Source organism: Pseudomonas sp. TE3728, from assembly GCF_056279145.1.
Map to the genome: position 1 here is coordinate 2,740,581 of NZ_JBWBQT010000001.1, position 22,846 is coordinate 2,763,426.

A 22,846-nucleotide genomic window follows, 5' to 3' on the forward strand; every position below is an offset into this window, starting at 1 on the left:
TCAGGCCACTCGCCGCTGCTCGAGCATCAAGCGCACCGCCAGCCCGGATAGCACGAAGCCCATGAAGTAACGCTGCATCGCCAGCCAGTTCGGGTTGTTGACGAACCAGGACGCGATGCCCGCGGCAAACAGCGCGATCAGCAGATTGACGCTGAAGCTCACGCTGATCTGGGTCAGGCCGAGGATGATGCTCTGGGTGAACACGGAACCGTGCTCAGGGGTAATGAACTGCGGAAACACCGACAGGTAAAACACCGCGATTTTCGGGTTCAGCGCGCTGGTGAGAAAGCCCATGGTAATCAGCTTGCGGGACGAGTCCGCCGGCAACTGCTGCGCCTCGAACGGCGAACGCGCACCGGGCTTGACCGCCTGCCAGGCCAGCCACAACAGGTACAACGCACCGGCCCACTTCAACACTTCATAGGCCATCGGCACTGCCACGAACACCGCGGTCAAACCCGCAGCGGCAGCGAACAGGTGCACTAAAAACCCCGCGACCACGCCGAGCAACGAAGTCACTCCGGCCTTGCGCCCCTGGCAGATTGAACGAGAGATCAGGTAGATCATGTTTGGCCCGGGCGTGAGTACCATCAGCAGCGCCGCCGCGGCGAAAATCAGCAAATCTTGAAGCGGGATCATGGGCATCCTCCGTCCTTGGACGATCAAGCGGTTTCGTTCAGTGAGGCTCGATAAAACGGCAATATCTGGTCCCGTGTCAATGGCGCCAGCATGACATCGCCGTCGGTGGCAGGATCGATCCAGCGCACTTCTTCGATTTCCGCCGCTGGGGAAACGTGTGAGTCGATGATCAATTGAAAAAGTTCGGCTTGTACGACAAAACCCGGCTCATTGGCGGCCGGTGCCGAGAATTGCCCCAGGTAGGCGGCATGGGCCGGATCGATAACCAGCCCCAGTTCCTCTTCCAGCTCCCGAGCGAGGGCATGGACCGGTTGCTCATGGGCCTCGATCTTGCCTCCCGGCTGCATGAACGCCTGGGTACCGCGCTTGCGCACCAGCAGGGTGCGACCGTCGGGGCCGATCAGCAGGGCAGCGGCGATGCGGATGAGGCGGGGCGAAGCGGCGGATGGAAGTGTCATGGATCAGGATTGGCCTTGGGTAAAAGACGCAAGGATCACATGCGCGCCGGTTCTTCGTCACGCCGAAAACTTATCTGCCGAACGCCAAATAATGTGGGAGCGGGCTTGCCCGCGATAGCGGACTGTCAGCAACATCAATGTTGGATGTGATGACCTCATCGCGGGCAAGCCCGCTCCCACAGGGGATCAGTGTTGAGTCTTGAACACTTAACTCGTCTCGAGAAGCGCGCCCTCCACTTCCTCCGGCACTTTCACAAAAATGCTGTACCTGGCACCCTCCATCGCCTCGAAAGCGATCAACTTCTCCACCAGCGGCCCATTCAACACCTTGCCGGCATTGAGCAGCAGCATGCCGTTGTCGGCGTTGAGATTGCGCGCCAGGATCATGCCCGCCGCCAGATCCCGGGTGGTCAGCACCTTGACCGTCGGATCGGCCAGTGTCACGTCGCTCAGATAAGTGGCGCAAACCTGAATGAAATCCTCCACCAGCTCCGGGTCGTAGAGGCGACCGGCGTACTGGCGGATGTACACCAGGGCTTCATCGCTGTTCATCTGCCGTTCGAGGATCAGCCCGCGCTGCAACTCGATGAAATCCACCGCCAGTTTCAGCAACCGCGAACCGAACGGAATCGCTTCACCCTTGAGCCGATCCGGAAAACCACTGCCGTCCCAACGCTCCTGGTGATGCAGGATCAGCCGAGCGGCATCCTTCATCGGATCGAGCGTCATCAGCAGCGACTCACTCTGCTTCGGATAACCCCGATAGCGCTCGCGGTCATTGTGATGCAGCAGGTCCGAGGGCGTGCTCATCATGCTGTCGGTCCAGCTCAATTTTCCGATGTTGTAAAGCGCCGCGGCCATGGTCAGGTCACGACTGCTGCCTTCGTCCAGGCCATGCAGTTTGCAGTACACCCGCACCAGCTCGATGATCTGCCGGTTGGTCTGTTTGGCGGGCGGCAGGCGCAGGTTGGCCAGCAACGAAAACACCTCGGTGCCCGTGACATAGCTGCGCTTGAGCTCTTCGTAGGCCAGGTCCAGCATGTCGGCGGTCTGCTGCAGCTCACTGGTGCGGGCCGCGACGTGTTTTTCCAGGGTGGCGTTGAGCAGCTTCAGTTTCTCGTTCTGATCCCACGTCTCCTGCACCAGACGCAAGCGTTCACGCTCGGAATGCTGATAGGCAAGTGATTGTCGAAGGGTCAGCAGCATTTCCTCATCGTGCCAGGGTTTGCTGATGTAACGATGAATCTGCCCTTCATTGATGGCTTTGATAATGGCCGACGGATCGGCATAACCCGTCAGCATGATCCGGAGAGTGTCGGGGTAACGCTGATGGACATGAGCCAGCAGCGTGGCGCCGTCCATATTGGGCATGCGCGCGTCACTCATCACCAGATCGATCGGCTGCTGCGCCATGATCTCCAGCGCCTGGGCACCGCTGGTGGCCAGCAGTACCTCGTAGGGCTGACCGCGTAGCAGACGGCGCAGACTATTGAGAATCGACTCCTCATCGTCGACCAGTAGTAATTTGGGTTTATCGGTCACTGTCGTGGGGAGTTGCTCTTCCATGGCATTACCTCAAGAAAACGTGTGTCTTTATGTCGCGCGCGGGGCGAATGTCCTAGCGTTCCCGAGCCTGACCTACAGGCTAGATGATTTTCAGCCCGACCCCGGAAATGATTCGTTTCAGTCAACCGGGCGAATTTCTGGCCGGGCGACTATGCTCAGATCACTCGGATCCAGAACGATACCCGCTTCATCCAGCGATCAGGGAAGGGATACCCTCTATGAGCTCATTGCACCAACCTGCTGTCGGTACAGGCGCATGTCAGTGAACACGCTGCTTGCGCGCATTAATCGTCGGATTCTCATCGTCGATGACACCGCGTCGATCCATGAGGATTTTGCCAAGATTCTCAGCCCGCCATCGATCGAAGACGACAGCCTGATCAGCGCTGAAAACGCCCTGTTCGGTACCCCTGCGTCGGTATCGTTGCAAAGTTTCGTCATCGATTCCGCGTTTCAGGGCCGCGAAGCGCTGGACAAGGTCGAGAGCGCACTGGCGAATGACTCGCCCTACGCGATGGCCTTTATCGACATGCGCATGCCGCCGGGCTGGGACGGTCTGGAAACCATCGAACGCCTGTGGCAAGTCGATCCCAAGCTGCAGGTGGCGCTCTGCACCGCGTATTCCGACTATTCCTGGGAAGACATCGCCGAGCGTCTGGAACTGGGCGATCGCCTGCTTATCCTGAAAAAACCCTTCGATGCCATCGAGATCCGTCAGATGGCCAGCGCATTGACCGCCAAGTGGCAAATGACCGAAGACGCGGCGCTGAAGATGTCCTTGCTGGAGCACGCGGTCGAAGAGCGCACCCGGGAATTGTCCGACGCCAACATCATCGTGCAGAACAGCCCGACCATTCTGTATCGGCTGCGGGGCGAACCGTCGTTCCCGTTGATGTACATCTCCCACAACATCACCAAATACGGCCACATCGCGGCGGCCCTGGTGGCGTCGGCCAATTGGGCGCAGGAGCTGATCCATCCTGACGATCAGGCAAAAGTCGATACGGCGATGGCCAGGGTACTGGACCGCCATGCGTCAGGTGCTTCCATCGAGTTTCGGATGCGCACCGGTGACGGGGACTGGCGCTGGGTCGAAAACCGCTATATCCCGGTGCGCGATGATGAAGGCCGCTTGCTGGAAGTCGAAGGCATCATCATCGACATCACCGAACGCAAACTGGCCGAGGAAAAAATCGCCCTGCTGGCCCGCACCGACGGGCTGACCGGGCTGGCCAACCGCGCGACGCTGATCGAGCGGCTGCACCAGGCATTCGCCGCCGCCCGGCGCGGGGCCACACCGTTCGCCATGTTTTACCTGGACCTGGATCATTTCAAACGGATCAACGACACCCTGGGCCATCCGGTGGGCGACCTGCTGTTGCAAGAGGTCGCCGGGCGCATAAAAAACTGCGTGCGCGAAAACGATGTGGTCGCCCGACTGGGTGGCGACGAGTTCGCGATACTACAACTGGACGTCGGCGATCCGACCCAATCAGCGGCCCTGGCCGCCAAGGTCCGCGATGCACTGGTGCTCCCCTACTCCCTGGCCGGCAATGATGTGCGGGTTTCGGTCAGCATCGGCATCAGCAGCTATGCGCCGATCAGCCTCAGTGCCGACAGCCTGTTGACCCAGGCCGACATGGCGCTGTATCGCTCCAAGGAAAAAGGCCGCAACCAGTACCACTTCCATTCCGAGGAGATCAATCAGGAAGTGGTCGAGCGCATGACCATCGCCAACGACTTGAAAACGGCCATCGAACACGACGAACTCGAACTGCGTTACTGGCCGGAAGTGGACCTGAGCAGTGGCAAGATCCTCGGTATGGAAGCACAAGTCAGCTGGAACCATCCTCAGCGCGGGTTGCTGGAAGCCCAGGCGTTTTTACCCGCGGCGGAAAAGACCGGCACCATCATCGCCCTCGGTCACTGGGTGCTGGAGCGCGCCTGTCGGCAAATGCGTCAGTGGCGTGACGAAGGCATGGCGCCACCGGTGGTGGCGATAAAACTGTCCCTGGCTCAGCTCAAGAGTGGTCCCGAGCTGATCTATGACGTATTGCGCACCACCGCGCGTTGGGAACTGTGCCCGTGGGACCTGCGCTTCGACGTCACCGAGGCGACCCTGGCCCAGACCAAATGGACGCATAACGATGTACTGCCGCGCCTGCGTGAGCTGGGGGTGAAAATCGCCATCGACGACTTCGGCACCGAATACTCCTCGTTCGATTACCTCAAGACTTATCAGGTCAATCACCTGAAGCTCGCCCAGACCTTCATCGACATGGCCGCACGCGACCCGGCCAGCGCGACGACGTTGCGGGCCATCATCAACTTCGCCCGCGATGTGGGGATCGGCATTATCGCCGAGGGCGTAGAAACCCAGGAGCAACGCAGTTCGCTGATGGCCACCGGCTCACCCATGAACGCCCAGGGTCACTACTTCAGCCAAGCGGTCAGCAGCCAACAGGCCGCCGAGTTGCTGAAGGCCGGGAGCATCCTGCGTGCCAGCCACACAACCGCAGCGATGCCGAATGACCCGCCGCGTGCCACGGAGGACAAGGAATGAAGACTCCGTTTGTCCAGGCCAACCGGCGCATCCTGATCATCGACGACACACCTTCGATCCATCAGGACTTTCGCAAGATTCTCGGCCCCGATACCGACGATGAACAAACGCTCGCTGGCACTGAAGCCGCGCTGTTCGGCAGCCCGCAGTCGGCACGACTGGTATTTCAGCTCGACTCCGCCTACCAGGGCGAAGAAGCACTCGAACTGGTCAAGCGCGCCCAGGCACAAGGTCGGCCTTACGCCATGGCGTTCACCGACATGCGCATGCCCCCGGGCTGGGATGGCCTGGAAACCATCGAACGGCTCTGGCAGGCTGATCCTCACTTGCAAATCGCGCTGTGCACGGCCTTTTCCGATTACACCTGGGAAGCCATGGCCGAGCGGCTGGAGTTCGGCGATCAGTTGCTGGTACTGAAAAAACCTTTCGACAGCCTGGAAATCCGCCAGATGGCCAGCGCCTTGACCTGGAAGTGGCAGATGGCGCAGGACGCGGCCATGAAAGTGCAAACACTGGAGCAAACCATTGAGGCCCGGGTCCATGAACTGCTCAAGGTGTCGCACTTGTTGCAGTACGACGTATTGACCGAATTGCCCAACAGCACCTTGCTGGGCGACCGGCTGAACCAATCACTGGCCCTGTCACGACGCCATGACAAACAACTGGCGGTGATGTTTCTGGGGCTCGATCGCTTCAAGCGCATCAACAATGCCTTGGGTCACCCGACCGGTGACGAGATGCTCAAACGTGTCGGGCACAATCTGGTGGCCTGCGTGCGCGCATCCGACTCGGTGTTTCGTTACGGCTCCGATGAGTTTGTGGTGATCCTGGCTGACATCCATCACCCCCAACAGACCAAGGGCATCGCCGAAAAGCTCTTGAACGCCATACGCGCGCCTCAACACATTGCCGGCCACGACCTGAGCGTGACGGCCAGCCTGGGCATCAGCATCTATCCCGAGGACGGTTTCGATGCCATCGCGCTGATCAAAAAAGCCGAAACCGCGATGCGCAACGTCAAGGAAAGCGGCCCGAACGATTTCAGCTTTTTCATCGATGAGATGAACCAGCGCGCCCGGGAACAGCAGAGCATCGAGTCGGGTATTCGCCTGGCGCTGGAACGCAACGAATTTGTCCTGCACTACCAGCCCAAACTTGACCTGGGCAGTGGCAAGGTGGTCGGCGCCGAGGCATTGATCCGCTGGCAAAAGCCGGGGCAAGGCTGGGTTTACCCGACAGATTTCATCGGGGTGGCCGAGGACAGCGGCTTGATCGTACCGTTGAGCAAATGGGTGCTCGCCCAGGCCTGTCAACAAGCCTGCGCCTGGCAGGCGAAAGGTCTGCCGAAACTCTGCATGTCGGTGAACGTGTCGGCCATCGATTTCCGCCAGCGGGACTTTGTCAAAGGGGTCGAACAGATACTCAAGCAAACCGGTATGGACCCCACCTTGCTGGAGCTGGAAATCACCGAAGGCGTATTGATGCAGAACATCGATGCCACGATGGTCGCGCTGAATCGGCTCAAGGCATTGGGCGTACGGCTGGCTATCGATGACTTCGGCACCGGCTATTCGAGCCTGAGTTACCTGCAACGGTTTCCCATCGATGTGTTGAAAATCGACCAGTCATTCATTCGCGGCCTGAGCCGTGACAGCAACGATGCGGCCCTGGTCAGCGCCATCATCAGCCTGGGCAAGAGCCTCAAACTGACCGTCATTGCCGAAGGGGTGGAAACCCTCGAGCAATTGAATTTTCTCAAGGCCCTCCAATGCGAGGAAGGCCAGGGTTATTACTTCAGTAAAGCCGTGGAGCCGGAGGCCTTCGTGCAATACCTGATATCCATGCAGCCCGACTCCTTCGCAGCCAAATGATCGATGTGCAACGACACCCTTTGCCAAGGAATAACAAGATGTCGCGCTCCTTCTACTACCTGCTTCTTGCGCCTCTACTCGGATGTTGTCTGATAGCCAGCGGCGCACCGCTGGACGAACCGCTCAAACCCTTGCCCGCAGTGCCCCAGCAGAATCCCTTGCAAGTCGAACTCGGTCGCCGGTTGTTCAACGAGCCACGCCTGTCGGTCAACAACACCCTGTCCTGCGCCAGTTGCCATCGTCTGGAAAACGGAGGCGCCGACGTCCTGGCGTTTTCCATCGGCTTCAACGGCGCCCCCTTGACGATCAACACCCCCAGCGTGTTCAACGCAAGTCTGAATTTCCGGCAATTCTGGAACGGCCGCGCCGACACTCTGGAAACACAAGTCCACGAAGTGGTGCAGAGCCCCAGCGAAATGGGCAGTCATTGGGAGCATGTCGTTCAGACACTGACCGCCGACCCGGCTTACAAAAGCGCTTTCGCCAAGGCCTACCCGGACGGCGTGACCATGAACAATGTGCAAAAAGCCCTGGCCACCTATGAGCGCACGCTGATCAGCGCCAACTCGCGTTTCGACCAATATCTGCTGGGCGATACCGAGATTCTGACGATCGAGGAGAAGTACGGTTACCAGCGCTTCAAGGACTACGGCTGCATCGCCTGCCATCAGGGGGTAAACATTGGCGGCAACATGTTCCAGAAATTCGGAGTCATGGGCGATTACTTCCAGGTTCGAGGCAACCCCACCGAAGCCGATCTGGGCCGCTATCTGGTCACCAAAGATGAAGAAGATCGCAACGTGTTCAAGGTTCCGAGCCTGCGCAACGTCGCCGTGACCGCGCCGTACTTTCACGACGGTTCGGCCAAGACCCTCGAAGACGCGGTAGACGTGATGTTCAGATTCCAGCTCGGTCGCGTGCCCTCTGACCAGGACAAGACCTTGATCATCAAATTCCTCAAGACCCTGACCGGTGAGTGGGGAGGCAAATCCTTATGAAAACGTACCACCGTCGCAACCTTTTATTGCTCAGTGGCGTGGCCGTGTTACTGGCCTCGACACTGCTGTTTCTGTACCTCAAATCAAGCTCCGACCAGACCTCGACGTACGCCGAGTCCCGGGACCTGATTGGCCGGATCAAACAGTTCAATGCGCAGTGGGAAACCGAGATTCTCAAGGCCAGGATTGCCATCAGCCACAACTACGACCCGCTGGTTGCACCGCTGACCGAGATGACGCTCCTGTGGCAGCGCTTCGAGACCATGGAATCCAGTCATGGTCGCAATGACTCGCCGATCTGGCGTGCCAGCCATGAGGCTTACCACACCGCCATTCAGGAAAAAACCCGGCTGGTGGAGCAGTTCAAATCGCACAACGCTGTGCTGCGTAACTCACTGGCGTTTTTGCCCACCGCCGAAGATGACATCCAGGAACCGCTTACCCAACTGGTCGACGAAGACAAACTGCAACTACAGAACATCGCCACCGACACCTACGACTTGCTGCTCAGCAGCCTGGAGTTCGCCCAGGTCACCTCCGACGACAAAGCGGCCGATATCCTGGTCGGGCTGAACAAACTGCGGGTGAACAAGGAACGATTACCGGAGCAGTTTCATAGCCCGATCGATGTCTTGAGCAATCACATTGCGCTGATCCTGCGGGAACAACCCGTGGTCAATCGGCTGCTGGAGAATATCGAAGCCATTCCCGTGGCCGCACGGCTGGACGACATGACTGCGCTGCTGAACAAGGATCAGCAGCAAACCGATGCAGCCAACCGGCGCTACCACCTCTACATGCTGGTATTTTCAACGCTGCTGGTGATGGTGCTGGTGTACCTGGCCATTCGCCTGATGCGCAGCTTCGGGGAGACCCATCGGGTCAACAAGGAACTGCAAACTGCCAACGACGTACTCGAACAACGGGTCGAGGAGCGCACCCGCGAACTCAAGGATACCCAGAGCGAACTGCTCGACACCGCTCGCCAGGCCGGCATGGCTGAAATCGCCACTAACGTGCTGCACAACGTCGGCAACGTGCTCAACAGCGTGAACATCTCGGCCGACCTGGTCACCCGCAAGCTGCGTAACAGCAAGACCCAGGGACTGGGCAAGGCGATGCTGCTGATCAACGCGCATCAAGACGACCTGGGCGCCTTCCTGACCCAGGACGAGAAAGGAAAACTGCTGCCCGGTTACCTGAACCAACTGGTGGATGCCATTGCCCTTGAACAACAAGGCATGGCCGACGAACTCGGGCAACTGAGCAAAAGCGTCGATCACATCAAGGACATCGTCGCTACCCAGCAATCCTACGCGGGCGCCAACAGCCTGGTGGAGCCGTTGCACATCAGCGAACTGTTGGAAGACGCCCTGCGGATGAACGCTGGCGCCCTGATCCGGCATCACGTCACGGTGGTCAAGGAGTACGGTGACGTACCGCAGGTGATGGGCGACAAACACCGGTTGTTGCTGATCCTGATCAACCTGATCAGCAACGCCAAATACGCCATGACTGACCTCAGCAATCGCCCGCGGCAAATGACCCTTGGGGTGAAAGTCGTCGAAGACACGATCCTGCAAATCAGCGTCAAGGATGACGGCGAAGGCATCGCGCCGGAGAACATGACGCGGATCTTTGCCCATGGCTTTACCACCCGCAAGGAAGGTCACGGCTTCGGTCTGCACAGCTGTGCCCTGGCCGCCATCGAGATGAACGGCCATCTCACCGCCCACAGCGACGGACCGGGCAAAGGTGCACTGTTCACTTTGCAGATCCCGTTAAAACCCGTCATGGAGGAAGCATGAGCGATCTTTCAAACCGACGCATTCTGCTGATCGACGACACACCGTCCATCCATGAAGATTTTCGCAAGATCCTCACCCCGACATCAGCGCAGCATGCAGAGCTGGACGAAATGGAGGCCGCGCTGTTCGGCAGCGAAGCGAAATCCACCAACCTGCTGTTCGAGCTGGATTCGGCCTATGGCGGTCAGGAGGGGCTAGGCAAACTCATCCAGGCATTACAGGAAAACCGCCCCTATGCGCTGGCCTTCGTCGACATGCGCATGCCCGAGGGTTGGGACGGCGCGCAGACCATCGAACACCTGTGGCAAAAAGATCCGTTGCTGCAAGTGGTGGTGTGTACCGCCTATTCCGACTATTCCTGGGATGAACTGCTGGAACGCTTGCATGCCCATGATCGCCTGCTGATTCTGAAAAAACCGTTCGACAACATTGAAGTCCAGCAAATGGCCAACACCCTGCTCACCAAATGGGAGATGACCGAGCGGGCGTCTATTCAGATGAGCCATCTGGAGCATCTGGTGGATCAGCGCACGGCCCAGTTCAAGCAAGCCAGCGAGGCGTTGCAGCGGGAAATCGACGAGCGTAAACAGCTTGAATCCCAATTGGTGCAGTCGGAAAAACTCGCCTCGCTGGGGCAACTGGCGGCGGGCGTCGCCCATGAAATCAATAACCCCATCGGCTTCATTTCCTCCAACCTAGGCGCCCTCGATGGCTACTTCAAACAACTGCAGGACATGCTCGATGCCTATCGGGAGGCGGAAAACGCCATTGGCTCAAGCGAGGTCATCGAGCAACTCGGCAAGTTGCGTGAACGGGTGGAACTGGACTTTCTGCGCGAAGACATTCCGCTGCTGATCAAGGAGTCCAAGGAAGGCATCGGCCGCGTCGGGCAGATCGTCAAAGACCTGAAGGACTTCTCCCGCGTGGACTCCAATCAGGAGTGGCAGTGGGCCAATCTGCAACAAGGCATCGAGTCGACCTTGAACATCGTTGCCAATGAACTCAAGTACAAGGCCGATGTGGTGAAGGAGTTTCAACAGCTGCCCGATATCGAATGCCTGCCGTCGCAAATCAATCAGGTGATCATGAACCTGATCGTCAACGCGTCTCAGGCAATGGGGCCGGAACGGGGCACCATCACGCTACGCACTGGCCTTGAAGGTGAAACGGTGTCGATCGAGGTCGCGGACACGGGCATAGGTATCGAGCCGGACAACCTGCAGAAAATATTCGACCCGTTCTACACCACCAAACCGGTGGGCCAGGGGACAGGGCTCGGGTTGTCCCTGTCCTATGGCATCGTGAAAAAACACCAGGGCGATATTTCGGTACGCAGCGAAGTCGGGGTGGGCAGCACCTTTCGGGTCGAGTTGCCGGTGCGCCAATCCTGGCCAGCATAAACACCCCGTGTGTAGGAGCTGCCGAAGGCTGCGATCTTTTGACCTTGAGGTCAGTTAGATACGCCAAAGATCAAAAGATCGCAGCCTTCGGCAGCTCCTACCCGGTTGCTCCATTATTGCCATCGCCCGTAAGCTGGAAATCTCTGTTGTCCGCAGGAGATCTCTGTGGCGAGGGAGCTTGCTCCCGCTGGATCGCGAAGCGATCCCAAAACAGACAACGCGCTCAGTCAGACAAAGCCCGTCAGCAGGTTTTGCGACCGCTGCGCAGCCGAGCGGGAGCAAGCTCCCTCGCCACAAAAGCCTGTATGCCACTGCCTACCATTACCGAGTCCGACCCCAGGGAAACCGTTTGAGCTTGTCCCTCCTGAGCCGCTACGCCCTTTTCCAAGTGATCCGCCGTAAGGGCGGAACCCTAAGTGGCTATTACCGCAAAAACGGATATGTACACCCTCAAAATCCGGGAAGATGTGTAGATACCCATGCACCAAGGAAGAACACCATGCTGAAAGTAATCGCTCAAGATTTCATCAAACCCGAATACATTGAAACCGTTCGCCCGTGGTACGCCGAACTGGTCGAGAAGACTCGACTGGAACCTGACTGCATTGCTTACGATCTGTTCATCGATCAAAAAGACCCGGGGCACTTTATCTTCGTCGAACAATGGCCGAATAAGGCGGCGCTGGATGCTCATTGCCAGTCTGAGCATTTTCGGCGTCTGGTGCCGCAGATCAATGGTTACCAGGCGAAGGATTGTATTGTTGTGCTGATGGATGCGTTCTGACGTCAACCTCAAGGGGGGTTGCCGCTTCCCCTCGGAGAAACAAACGGGCTTCGCTATCCCCTTCCTTTAGCACCTGCACCTGCTTCCAGTGCCTGGGAAACAAGGCGTCGTGTTCAGGACGAGCGTAACCCGTGACCCACCAGATCCGCTTGGCAGTCAGTTGCAAGGTTGAAAAATCGTCGAAGAGAATCGAACGCAAATGACGGGGAATGAGTGCCCACCCACCGTATTCGGCGGTTCCCCACAAGCGGCCTGCCGGTGATTTGAAGACGTATAACTTCGGCTGAATACCTGTCGGGTTGTAGTACGTGAATGGCAAGTACCAATAGAGGTTATCCACAACGATCTCGTCACCCGGACGTACTTCGCGGCCAAGCCCTGCGACTACGGCGTCGAGTCTTGCGTCCTTGCGAATGCTCGTCCCGTTCATCTCATCGGTTTGCGCATAGACCGCCGAAAGCCCGTGTACTTCTGCCAGTAAAACCAACGCCATGGCGACAGCGGCGAGAACGGCATGGCGTTGGCTGAAGGCATCCAGCGCGAGCGCAACGATCAGGGGCAACGCGACAGCCGCAAAAACCAGGTACCTGGCGTTGAAGACCGGCACGATCAGCGACACCAGAAACACGCTCAGCACCGGCACAAAGAAATAGCCCACCAGCAAGATGCTGAAAGGCCGCTCATGACGAGCCTTGAGCAGCACCGCAGCGGCGCAAACAACGATCAACACCGTGGGCAACACACGCCATAGGGATGAATAACTGGCCGAATCCCCCATCATCACCAATTGCCAAACGAAGGTCAGTGCTGTTTGCCAAGTGAGTGGCGGTATCCACTCGAGCCCGTCCATTCGCAACACTTGATCGATGAAATGAGGAGTCCACGGCAGGTACAGCACAACGATTGCGCTGTTGGCCACGACCCACGCACGAATCGGTATTGCCCTGGGCCGACCGCCCTCTCGCACTCGCCACCAACAAAGCCAATGCACCAGAACGCACAGTGCGGCGAAGTAGTGCGTATAGAAAGCAGCCGACATCAGCAGCACGTAAAAAACCGGATAACGTTTTTGATCCGGTGCCTTGACCCAGCACACCAGCGCCACGGTCGCGCCCATCAGCCAGAAGCCGAGCAAGGTGTACATTCGCACTTCCTGGCTATAACGCACCGACATCGGCAGCAACGCCAACAACACGGCGGCTATCCAGGTCGCCTTTCGCGTCGTCACCTGACTCATCAATTTGATGCACAGCAACAGCGTACCGACATCCGCCAGCGCACTCAGGGATCGCGCAGCCAACACGCCATTGCCGAACAGCAACATCCACAAATGCAGCAAGAGATAGTAAAGCGGCGGATGAACATCCCGTGCCGTCGTAGCCCAGATATACGCAGGCGAGCCTTCGGCCAGCAAGATACTGTAGGCCTCGTCGTACCAGATGACCGGCACGGTGATGGAGTGAAACCTTGCGAGCAACGCGAGGACGATTACCGCCACCAGACCTGCCCTATCGGCCATCCGGGATGGAAAGCTTTCGGGAGGGATCGAAGAGGTAATCACCAGGCTCACCACTGAAGCGTGGTGATCGGGGTTGGCTCCTTCATGACGATGAAACCGTAATCACCCAGCAGATAGATGCGGTAAAACTTGCTCTCCACCAACGGCGGATAACCCTGATAACCGGCCAGGGTCGCATTACGCCGCTCCCTCTCCGCGACCACATTGGTGATGCCCGCCTTCGGCAGGTTTTCAGCCAGCATGAAGAAGTTGATGTTCAGCAGATAATGCAAGACCGGCATCTGCTTGAACGACCCCGCGGCCCCCACCAGCCAGTGATCGGAATAACTCACCGCCAGATAAATACGCTTGGCCTCGTGCAATTGCCGATGGGCCGCAATGTCATGCCCCAGGGAAAACAACGCGCTGGACGCAAAGGTGTTCTGCACTGTCAGCACGCGGCCATAGGCGTAAGACAACGAAAGCATGGCCAACAGAGGCACCGCCAACAGCAGCGGCAGCCGCTCATGGATGGGCGCCAGCGCCAGATGGGTTAAATAGAACACCAGCATCAGCAACACCGCAAAACCCATCAAGGTTCTGGCGCCTTCATTGAAGTCGCGGAAAAACAGCGCAGCACCCGACACCAGTAAAGTCACGACCGGTACTGTCAGCACACACACCAGGCCCATCACGATTTTTCTCAGCCCGGTGTCATGGCGTTCCATCACGTTCCGGGCCAGCCGCACGCTGCCCGCCAGTGCACACAGCAGCAGCGCAGCGAACACCCAAGTGAATCCACCGTGAAACAGCAGCGCGACTTTTTCCAGCACCCGGCCGATGTTGATTTCAAGTTGCAGCAAGGGCGCCGCCGCCCAGTTCAGCAGCAAGGCGCGATCCTGGTTCATGTACGGATAAGCCGTGACGCTATAGATCAACCCGCCGAGCCCTGCCTGGGCGATTTTCCAGCCGATCAACTCGTACCACTGCCGCCACGCCCATTTGTCATTCGCGCCCCTGAGCAGTTCCAGGCAACACAGGCCCAGAAACACATTCAGGCTCACCTGATAGAACCCCAGCGCCAGCGCAATCAGGAAGGCCGGCACCAGCCATTGCAGAATGCGCGAGGGATGACGAAAAGTGATCGCGTAGATCACTGCCACCAGACTCGAGGCATTGGCCGGCCCGTCGTATTGATAAGACAGGTTCTGCAGGAAGAACGGGTTGTACCAGAGCGGCAACAGCACCAGGCAGCAGGATAGTGTCGGCCGTGGATAGTAATGGAAGGTCAGGCTGGTCAATGCAAAAGCCATGGCCAGCGTGGCGATCAACAGCGGCAATGGAAAGATGTTCGGTGCGCCATCGCTGAACGTCAGCAGGTTGTAGAACAGCTCGGTGAACAACCGTCCCTGCCCCGCCCAGGCCGTACCGGCCGACAGCGAACGCCAGTTGTCATCGATGTAGGGATAGTCCGCCAGGATCAGCGGAATGACATACACCAGCGTCGCGATCAAAAAAAACAGCCAGACCCGACGACGCCCGAGCTCTTTGCTGAAAAAGTCGCTCAGCCTGCCCATGCTAAAGCCCGGTCCGGTCTTTGCCGCCAATGACGTCTTTGACCACATAACGCGGCCGGTGCTTGGCTTCGATATAGATGCGGCCGACATACTCGCCGAGGATGCCGATACCGATCAATTGGACGCCGCCGAGAAACAGAATGGCCGTCATCAGCGAGGGGTAACCGGGGACATTGTTCCCGAAGAAAATCTTGTCCAGCACCATGTACACCGCGTACAGCACCGCGAAGATCGAAATGCCGCCACCGATGTAAGTCCACAATCGCAACGGCACCGTGCTGAACGAGGTAATGCCTTCCAGCGCCAGGTTCCACAGTTTCCAGCCATTGAACTTGCTGCGTCCTGCCACTCGCCGGGCTCGCTCGTACTCCACCACCGCGGTGGTGAATCCGGCCCAGGACAGAACGCCCTTCATGAACAGCTGATGCTCGGGAAGCGCCCGAATCACATTGACCACCTTGCGGTCCATGAGCCGGAAATCCCCGACGTTTTCTTCGATCCGGGTGTAGGAAATCCTGTTCAACAAATGATAGAAGAGCGATGCGCTGTGGCGTTTCAAATAACTGTCACTGTCACGATTGCGGCGTTTGGCGAGCACCACATCGGCGCCCTTTTGCCACTCGGCAATCAACTGCGGGATGACGCTGATCGGATCCTGCAGGTCCACGTCCATGGGGATCACTGCATCGCCGGTGGCGTATTCCAGGCCGGCAAACAACGCTGGTTCCTTGCCGAAGTTGCGCGAGAAGTTGATCAGCAATACCTGTTCATCGACCTGTGCCAGCGCCTTGGCCTGCTCAGCCGTCCGGTCAGTACTGCCGTCGTTGATGAACACGATCTCGACCTCACACGGGTCAAGTTTCAATTCGCGACGCACCGCCTGATGGAACAGACTGATCGCCTGCTCTTCATTGAATACCGGAACAATCAGCGAAACTTTCACGTTTCACACTCCTGAAAATCGAAGTGTAGATGTTCGGCAGACCGCCATCAGGGGGCGTTCTGGTGCGCGAACTGCCCGGCAGACCGACGGACACGCCATCCCGATCGTTCGCTATAGCCCCCTGAGACATTCGGTAATATCCAGCCTTTTGCAATTGGCGGCGAATCACGCCACCCTGCGCGCCGCTCGCTCCTACTCAACCCGTTCAAGAGCCCGCCATCATGACGTTTGAACGCGATCACCGAATCGACTTTTTTCGCGGCCTGGCCTTGATCTTCATCTTCTGGGATCACGTGCCACAGAACCCGCTCGCGCAGTTCACGGTGCGTAATTTCGGGTTCAGCGATGCGGCAGAGATTTTCGTGTTCCTGGCCGGGTACGCGGCCGTGCTGGCCTACGGCAAAATCGCCCGGCGCGACGGTTTCATGGTCGCCACGGTAAAAATCCTGCGACGCGCCTGGGTGCTGTATGTGGTGCATATCTTTTTGCTGGCGCTGCTGATGGGTATCGTGTTTTTCGCCAACAGCCACGTGGAAACCCGTGACCTGGTGCAGGAGATGGGCTTGCAGTACTTCCTCAGCAATCCGCAGCAGGCATTGATGGATGAGCTGTTGCTGCGCTTCAAGCCGAACCTGATGGACCCGCTGCCGCTGTATATTTTGTTGCTGCTTGGCCTGCCGCTGGTGCTGCCGATGCTGTTGCGCAAGCCTGAATACGTGGTGGGATTGTCGGTGCTGGTGTATCTACTGGCGCCATGGTTTCAGTGGAACCTGGCGGGCACCGACGGTGGCGTGTGGTTTTTCAATCCGATGGCCTGGCAACTGTTGTTTATTCTCGGTGGCGCGACGGCGATTCACGGGCAAAGGCCTCGGGCGCCGCAACCTCGACCGCTGATTCGGCAGCCGGTTTTTATCGCCGCGCTGACCTATCTGATGGTGACCGGGCTGATCGCGGTGTCGTGGAAATGGCCGACCGTGCATGACGCCTTCATGCCCCAGACACTCGGCGAATGGCTCTATCCGATCAGCAAGACCCACCTCTCGCCGGCACGCCTGCTGCATTTCCTCGCCCTCGCCTACGTCACCGCCAGGTTGTTGCCCGACAATGGCTGGACGCAACATTGGCTGGCGCAACAAAGCTGCCGCATGGGTCGTTATTCGTTGGAAGTGTTTTGTTTTGGCGTGTTGCTGGCGCCATTGGCGGACATGCTCAACGCCTTGGGCGCGAATGCACTGGCGATGCAGGTATTCAGCGCAATGTTGGGGGTCGGGCTGATGGTGCTGCTGGGGGCCTGGCTGGATTTCAACAAGCGGTTGAATCGCTCGATTGTGGTGTCGGTAGCTTAAGATCAAAAGATCGCAGCCTCGTTGCACTCGACAGCTCCTACATTGGGATGGTGTACACCCTGTAGGAGCTGTCGAGTGCAACGAGGCTGCGATCTTTTGATCTTCCACAATGCAAAAGCCCCGGTCATCTAAACCGGGGCTTTTGCATTTCTGGCGTTACAACTTACGAAGCCGAACGCACCGCACCTTGCGACACATTGGTCGGTTGCAGCTTGAACACGTAGAACAACACCGTCAGCAGCACCAGGAAAGCAGGCCCGACATACAGCGCCACGCGAGTGTCCGGGAAGTACGCCATCAGGCCGACCACCAGCACCAAAAAGGCCAGCGCCAGGTAAGAACTGACCGGGTACAGCCACATGCGATATTTCAGGCCGGCACGTTCGCTGGCGCTCAGGCCTTGGCGGAACTTGAGCTGGGCCAGCAGGATCATCACCCAGGTCCAGATTGCGCCGAAGGTGGCAATCGCGGTGACCCAGACGAAGACTTTCTCTGGCACCAGATAGTTAAGCAACACGCCCAGCAGCAAGGCACCGATCGACAGCAGCAGCGCGCGACGCGGCACGCCGTTGTTCGAGGTCTTGGCGAAACCGGCCGGGGCCTGGCCGTTCTGCGCCAGGCTGTAGAGCATGCGCCCGGTGCTGAAGATGCCACCGTTGCAGGACGACAGCGCCGCGGTGATCACCACGAAGTTGATGATGCCGGCGGCGGTCTTGATGCCCAGACGCTCGAAGGTCATCACAAACGGGCTGCCCTGGGTGCCGATTTCGTTCCACGGGTAGATCGACAGGATCACGAACAAGGCGCCGACGTAGAACAGCAGAATCCGCCAGAACACAGAGCCGATCGCATTGGGAATGGTCTTCTGCGGGTTCTTGGCTTCACCGGCGGTCAGGCCGATCATCTCGACGCCGAGGTAGGCAAACATCACCATTTGCAGAGACATCAACACGCCTTGCACGCCGTTGGGCATGAAGCCGCCGTGAGCCCAGAGATTGGAGATTCCCAGGGCGACGCCGTCGTTGCCGAAACCGAATGCGATCACGCCGATGCCGCCGACCACCATCGCAATGATGGTGACGATCTTGATCAGGGCGAACCAGAACTCGAACTCACCGAAGGCTTTCACCGCGATCAGGTTGATCGAGCCCATGCTGATCAACGCCGCCAGTGCCCAGATCCAGCGCGGCACGTCGGGAAACCAGACGCCCATGTACACCGCCACCGCAGTGATTTCCGCGACGCAGGTTACCAGCCACAGGAACCAGTAGTTCCAGCCGGTCAGAAAACCTGCCAACGGGCCGAGATAGTCTTGAGCGTAACGGCTGAACGAGCCGGCGACCGGATTGTGCACCGCCATCTCGCCGAGGGCACGCATGATGACCAGAATCGCCAGACCGCCGATGATGTAGGAGAGCATGATGGCCGGACCGGCCATTTCGATGGCCTTGGCCGAACCCAGGAACAGGCCGACGCCGATACAGGCACCGAGCGCCATCAAGCGAATATGCCGTTCGCCTAGTTCGCGTTTAAGCGGGCCGCCCTGAGCGGTCTCGCCGTGAGGCAGGTGATTGCCGACTGGCATAGGTACAACCTCGTCTTGTTATTGGATGTGACCACCGAGTGTCGAAGCACCGACCGATAAACCAGTGCCTGTTGAAACCGAGCCTGCTTCATGGGCAGACACGTCTTGCAGGACCAAAACCTGCAAGATCAGCGGGCATGCAGTATAAAAAGCTTCCAGCAGGGTTTTTCACTCTATAAATCACAACATTCAGCCATAACTCTCGGCAAAAGCGGGGTTTACGGAGGGGCATTACCTGACTTATGCAGGATTATTCGCCACTGAAACGGTGCCGAGTATTGCACAGCAATGGTGCATCGTCATGCCCCTATCCAGGCAGCATTTAGCTCTTTGATACGTCTAGCTCGGCTATTACAGACGACATCACCGTCCCTGTGGCGAGGGAGCTTGCTCCCGCTCGGCTGCGCAGCAGTCGCAAACCCAACACACCGGTTTACCTGGCAGATCACGTTTGCAGGGATAGGACCGCTTCGCAGCCCAGCGGGAGCAAGCTCCCTCGCCACAAGTCACACAGGTCACAAGCCACAAGGAATAGCGGGAACTCGATATCTGGTTATTCACAATTTTTTCACCAACGCCAACCACCGTCTAAGCTTCAAGCAAGTCCGATCAATCTGCGTGAATGGATCAGTCGACTATGGGCGCTTTGTGGCAAACCGATTCGAGTAAAACCGTGGTTCCGACTGAACGAGTGGATGAAGCGCCTTTACCTGAGAAACCCCGTCGCTCCCGGCACGGCTGGGGGGCTTTCTGGTTGCTGTTGCTGATTATCCTGATTGTCCTGGGCCTCGCCGCGGCCAAGGAAATGCGCACCTCCAAGTTTCAGGCACGGGAAATCAGCAAATACGCAGCCTCGCTGAAGTACGAGCTGCAACCCGGACCCAGCGATGCGATTCGCTACCCTGGCGCAGGCCCGTTCGATCAGCGTTTGGGTTACAGCACCATGGATGAGTTTCTACCGCGACTGCTCAAACGCGATTACGTAATAGCGGCACAAACCCGCTTCTCCCCAGCACTGATGAATTACACCGACAAGGGTTTTTTTGTGCCCTATGCTGAAAAAATCCAGGCTGGGCTGTCGATCACCGATTGCCGCGCGGCCCCGCTGTACCAGTTCAAGTACCCCCAGCAACTCTATTCAAGCTTTGCCGCGATCCCACCGGTCGTGGTCAGCAGCTTGCTGTTTATTGAAAACCGTTTTTTGCTCGATCCCCGTCAGCCTCTGGCCAACCCCGCCGTGGACTGGCCGCGGTTCGGCAAGGCGGCGTGGTCCCAGGTAGCCAAGCTGTTGAGCCTGCCCGGTCAGTCGGCGGGCGGCAGTACGCTGGCCACGCAACTTGAGAAATATCGCCATTCGCCCGATGGTTTGACGGTGTCGGGCGCGGAAAAAATCCGCCAGATGATTTCCGCCAGCGTGCGCGCCTATCAGGCGGGGCCGGAAACCCTCCAGGCGCGACAAAACGTGATTCGCGACTACCTCAACAGTGTTCCGCTGTCGGCGGTACCGGGCCACGGTGAAGTGCATGGCATGGCCGAAGGTTTGCGTGTCTGGTACGGCGCCGACTTCAGCAAGGCCAACGAACGGCTGGCCAGCACCGACACCGACCCGAAAAGTCTGTCGGAAAAAGGCCTGGCCCTGCGCGAAATGCTGTCACTGATGATTGCTCAGCGCCGCCCTTCCCATTACTTGACCAAGGGTCGTGATGAATTGGCCAGCCTCACCGACAGCCATATTCGCCTGCTGTCTCAAAACGGCGTGATCGATGCGCCACTCGCCACGGCGGCATTGGCCAGTAAAGTGACTTACCGCGACTGGGCCACCCAGCCCACCATTCAGCCCATCGAAACCAATAAAGGCATCAGTGTGGCGCGCAGCCGCCTGGCCGGTTTACTCAATCGTCCGCTGTATGATCTCGACCGCCTCGACCTGTCCGCCACCAGCACCTTGCAAGGCGAGCTGCAAACCCAGGCCACCGCCTACCTCAAGCATCTGGCCGATCCAGCTTATGCAGCGGAAATCGGCCTGATCGGCGAACGCCTGCTCACCCCCACCAACACCGCGCAGGTGCGCTATAGCTTCACCCTGTTCGAATTGACCCCGGACGGTTCGCGCGTGCGGGTGCAAACCGACAGCACCGACCAGCCATTCGACATCAATGAAGGCAGCAAACTGGAATTGGGCTCCACCGCAAAAATGCGCGTGCTCACCACCTACCTGCAGATCATGGCCGAACTGCATGATCGCTACGCCAGCATGAGCGTCGCCGAACTAAAGAAAACCGAAGTCGCCGACCCGGATCGCCTGTCCCGCTGGGCCGTCGATTACATGATTCAGAACACCGACCGCAGCCTGCCGAAAATGCTCGGCGCCGCGCTGGATCGCAAATATTCCGCCAGCCCTGGCGAGGCCTTTTTCACCGGCGGCGGACTGCACACATTCGTCAACTTCCGCAAGGAAGACAACGGCCGCCTGCCGACCCTGCGCGATGCTCTGCGCGAATCGATCAACCTGCCGTTCATTCGGCTGATGCGTGACCTGGTGCGCTACAGCACCTACGCGGGCCCTAACAGCAGCGCCGAATTACTCAAGGACGACCGCGACCCGCGGCGTCAGGAATACCTGGCCTCCTTCGCCGACAGAGAAGGCACTTCATTCCTGCTGAAGTTCTGGAAGAAATACCGCAACAAGGACACCCAGGCGCGGCTCGAAACCTTTCTCGACGGCATGCGCCCAACGCCGATTCGCATGGCCGCGGTGCATCGTTATCTATTCCCCCAGGCCGACCAGGAAGACTTCAATACCTTCGTACGCTCGCACCTCAAAGGCGCCAAGCTTCAAGAAAAACTGACCGATGAACGCCTCGAACGCCTCTACCTGAGTTACGGCCCTGGCAGCTACGACCTGCCGGATCAAGGCTTCATCGCCAAAGTCCACCCGCTGGATCTGTGGCTGATCGGCTACTTGCTGAATAACCCCGACGCCAAGTTCAGCCAGATCGTCAAAGCCAGCCAGTTCGAACGCCAGGAAGTCTACAGCTGGCTGTTCAAAAGCCGTCACAAGGGCGCCCGTGACAGCCGCATCCGCACCATGCTGGAGATCGAAGCGTTCCTCGACATTCACCAGCGCTGGCAGAAAGTCGGCTATCCGTTCGATCACCTGGTGCCATCGCTGGCCACCGCTATCGGCAGCTCGGGCGATCGCCCCGCTGCGTTGGCCGAGTTGATCGGCACCATTCTCAACGATGGTGTGCGGATGCCGACATTGCGGATCGACAGCCTGCACTTCGCGGCAGATACGCCCTATGAAACCCGCCTGATCAACAATTCGGAGGTCGGCAAACGAGTGATGCCTTCGGAAGTGGCCGCCGCGATGCGCGAAGCCCTCTCACAAGTGGTGGACGCCGGCACCGCCAAACGCCTGGCCGGCAGCTTTAAACTGGTCGATGGCAGCCCGTTGGCCATGGGGGGCAAGACCGGCACCGGCGACAACCGCATTGAAGCCATCGGTTCCGGCGGGCGGATTCTCAGCTCCAAATCGATCAACCGCACGGCAACTTTTGTGTTCTTTATCGGCGACAAGCATTTCGGCACCCTCACCGCCTATGTTCCCGGTCGCACGGCGGAGAATTTCAAATTCACCTCGGCGTTGCCCGCGCAAGTGCTCAAGGGCATGGCGCCGATCCTGTCGCCTTATCTGCAACCGGGCACCCACACGTTGTGCCATACCGGGACGGGATTGCCGGTCGTCACTCAAGCTACGGCCGCACTGGGCACATCCGCACGTTAAAGGGTGGTATTCCTGTATTTTTC

At 58.5% G+C, this 22,846-nt stretch carries 15 protein-coding genes; 8 read left to right on the top strand and 7 right to left on the bottom strand.

Translation table 11 applies throughout. From position 1 onward, the window contains the following. The 3 genes from ACZ89R_RS11695 to nosR form a co-directional block, all read right to left on the bottom strand. Window positions 1-639: a LysE family translocator gene (locus ACZ89R_RS11695; protein ID WP_008072313.1), complete on the bottom strand. Its 639-nt coding sequence runs from the start codon at window positions 637-639 to the stop codon at window positions 1-3. A gap of 23 nt (window positions 640-662) precedes the next feature. After that, the gene (locus ACZ89R_RS11700; RefSeq protein ID WP_123500647.1) at window positions 663-1,097 is read right to left on the bottom strand and encodes an NUDIX hydrolase; all 435 of its coding nucleotides are present in this window, start codon (window positions 1,095-1,097) and stop codon (window positions 663-665) included. A 207-nt stretch (window positions 1,098-1,304) separates the two neighbouring features. Next, entirely contained in the window at window positions 1,305-2,663 is a 1,359-nt protein-coding gene (gene nosR, locus ACZ89R_RS11705) for a response regulator c-di-GMP phosphodiesterase, NosR family (protein WP_218399000.1), read from the bottom strand. Window positions 2,664-2,919: 256 nt separating this feature from the next. On the opposite strand from nosR, the gene ACZ89R_RS11710 reads away from it, so the two are divergent. From ACZ89R_RS11710 to ACZ89R_RS11735, 6 genes are all read left to right on the top strand, one after another. After that, a complete protein-coding gene (locus ACZ89R_RS11710; protein ID WP_429545714.1) occupies window positions 2,920-5,226 on the top strand; it encodes an EAL domain-containing protein in 2,307 nt (768 codons plus the stop codon). Then, a complete protein-coding gene (locus ACZ89R_RS11715) occupies window positions 5,223-7,097 on the top strand; it encodes a putative bifunctional diguanylate cyclase/phosphodiesterase (RefSeq protein ID WP_429545713.1) in 1,875 nt (624 codons plus the stop codon). The genes ACZ89R_RS11710 and ACZ89R_RS11715 overlap by 4 nt, the downstream gene beginning before the upstream one ends. 38 nt (window positions 7,098-7,135) lie before the next feature. Beyond that, a complete protein-coding gene (locus ACZ89R_RS11720; protein ID WP_429545712.1) occupies window positions 7,136-8,095 on the top strand; it encodes a cytochrome-c peroxidase in 960 nt (319 codons plus the stop codon). Further along, a complete protein-coding gene (locus ACZ89R_RS11725; RefSeq protein ID WP_429545711.1) occupies window positions 8,092-9,903 on the top strand; it encodes a DAHL domain-containing protein in 1,812 nt (603 codons plus the stop codon). The genes ACZ89R_RS11720 and ACZ89R_RS11725 overlap by 4 nt, the downstream gene beginning before the upstream one ends. Next, a complete protein-coding gene (locus ACZ89R_RS11730) occupies window positions 9,900-11,303 on the top strand; it encodes an ATP-binding protein (protein WP_429545710.1) in 1,404 nt (467 codons plus the stop codon). Before ACZ89R_RS11725 ends, ACZ89R_RS11730 begins: the two co-directional genes overlap by 4 nt. Window positions 11,304-11,802: 499 nt before the next feature. Then, window positions 11,803-12,087 (top strand): putative quinol monooxygenase, encoded by a 285-nt coding sequence (locus ACZ89R_RS11735; RefSeq protein WP_007905780.1) that lies wholly within the window; start codon window positions 11,803-11,805, stop codon window positions 12,085-12,087. Here ACZ89R_RS11735 and ACZ89R_RS11740 read toward each other — a convergent pair. From ACZ89R_RS11740 to ACZ89R_RS11750, 3 genes are read right to left on the bottom strand one after another with little or no spacing between them, the layout of a single operon-like run. Next, window positions 12,035-13,606, bottom strand: coding sequence for a glycosyltransferase family 39 protein (locus tag ACZ89R_RS11740; RefSeq protein ID WP_429547864.1), 1,572 nt, complete (start codon window positions 13,604-13,606; stop codon window positions 12,035-12,037). The two genes, ACZ89R_RS11735 and ACZ89R_RS11740, sit on opposite strands and share 53 nt — an antisense overlap. 47 nt (window positions 13,607-13,653) lie before the next feature. Next, window positions 13,654-15,162 carry a glucosyltransferase domain-containing protein gene (locus ACZ89R_RS11745; protein ID WP_429545709.1) on the bottom strand — a complete coding sequence of 503 codons (1,509 nt, stop codon included), beginning with the start codon at window positions 15,160-15,162 and terminating at the stop codon, window positions 13,654-13,656. A gap of 1 nt (window position 15,163) precedes the next feature. Further along, window positions 15,164-16,105 (bottom strand): glycosyltransferase family 2 protein, encoded by a 942-nt coding sequence (locus ACZ89R_RS11750; RefSeq protein ID WP_123500628.1) that lies wholly within the window; start codon window positions 16,103-16,105, stop codon window positions 15,164-15,166. A gap of 221 nt (window positions 16,106-16,326) precedes the next feature. Here ACZ89R_RS11750 and ACZ89R_RS11755 point away from each other — a divergent pair, with 221 nt between their 5' ends. Then, window positions 16,327-17,451, top strand: a complete 1,125-nt coding sequence (locus tag ACZ89R_RS11755; RefSeq protein WP_429545708.1) for an OpgC family protein — start codon at window positions 16,327-16,329, stop codon at window positions 17,449-17,451. Window positions 17,452-17,614: 163 nt separating this feature from the next. Here the strand turns inward: ACZ89R_RS11755 and ACZ89R_RS11760 are convergent, their stop codons facing one another. Further along, the gene (locus ACZ89R_RS11760; protein WP_008072301.1) at window positions 17,615-19,036 is read right to left on the bottom strand and encodes an amino acid permease; all 1,422 of its coding nucleotides are present in this window, start codon (window positions 19,034-19,036) and stop codon (window positions 17,615-17,617) included. A gap of 637 nt (window positions 19,037-19,673) precedes the next feature. Between ACZ89R_RS11760 and ACZ89R_RS11765 the strand changes: the two genes are divergently transcribed. Then, the gene (locus ACZ89R_RS11765; RefSeq protein ID WP_429545707.1) at window positions 19,674-22,823 is read left to right on the top strand and encodes a transglycosylase domain-containing protein; all 3,150 of its coding nucleotides are present in this window, start codon (window positions 19,674-19,676) and stop codon (window positions 22,821-22,823) included. Window positions 22,824-22,846 lie beyond the last annotated feature (23 nt).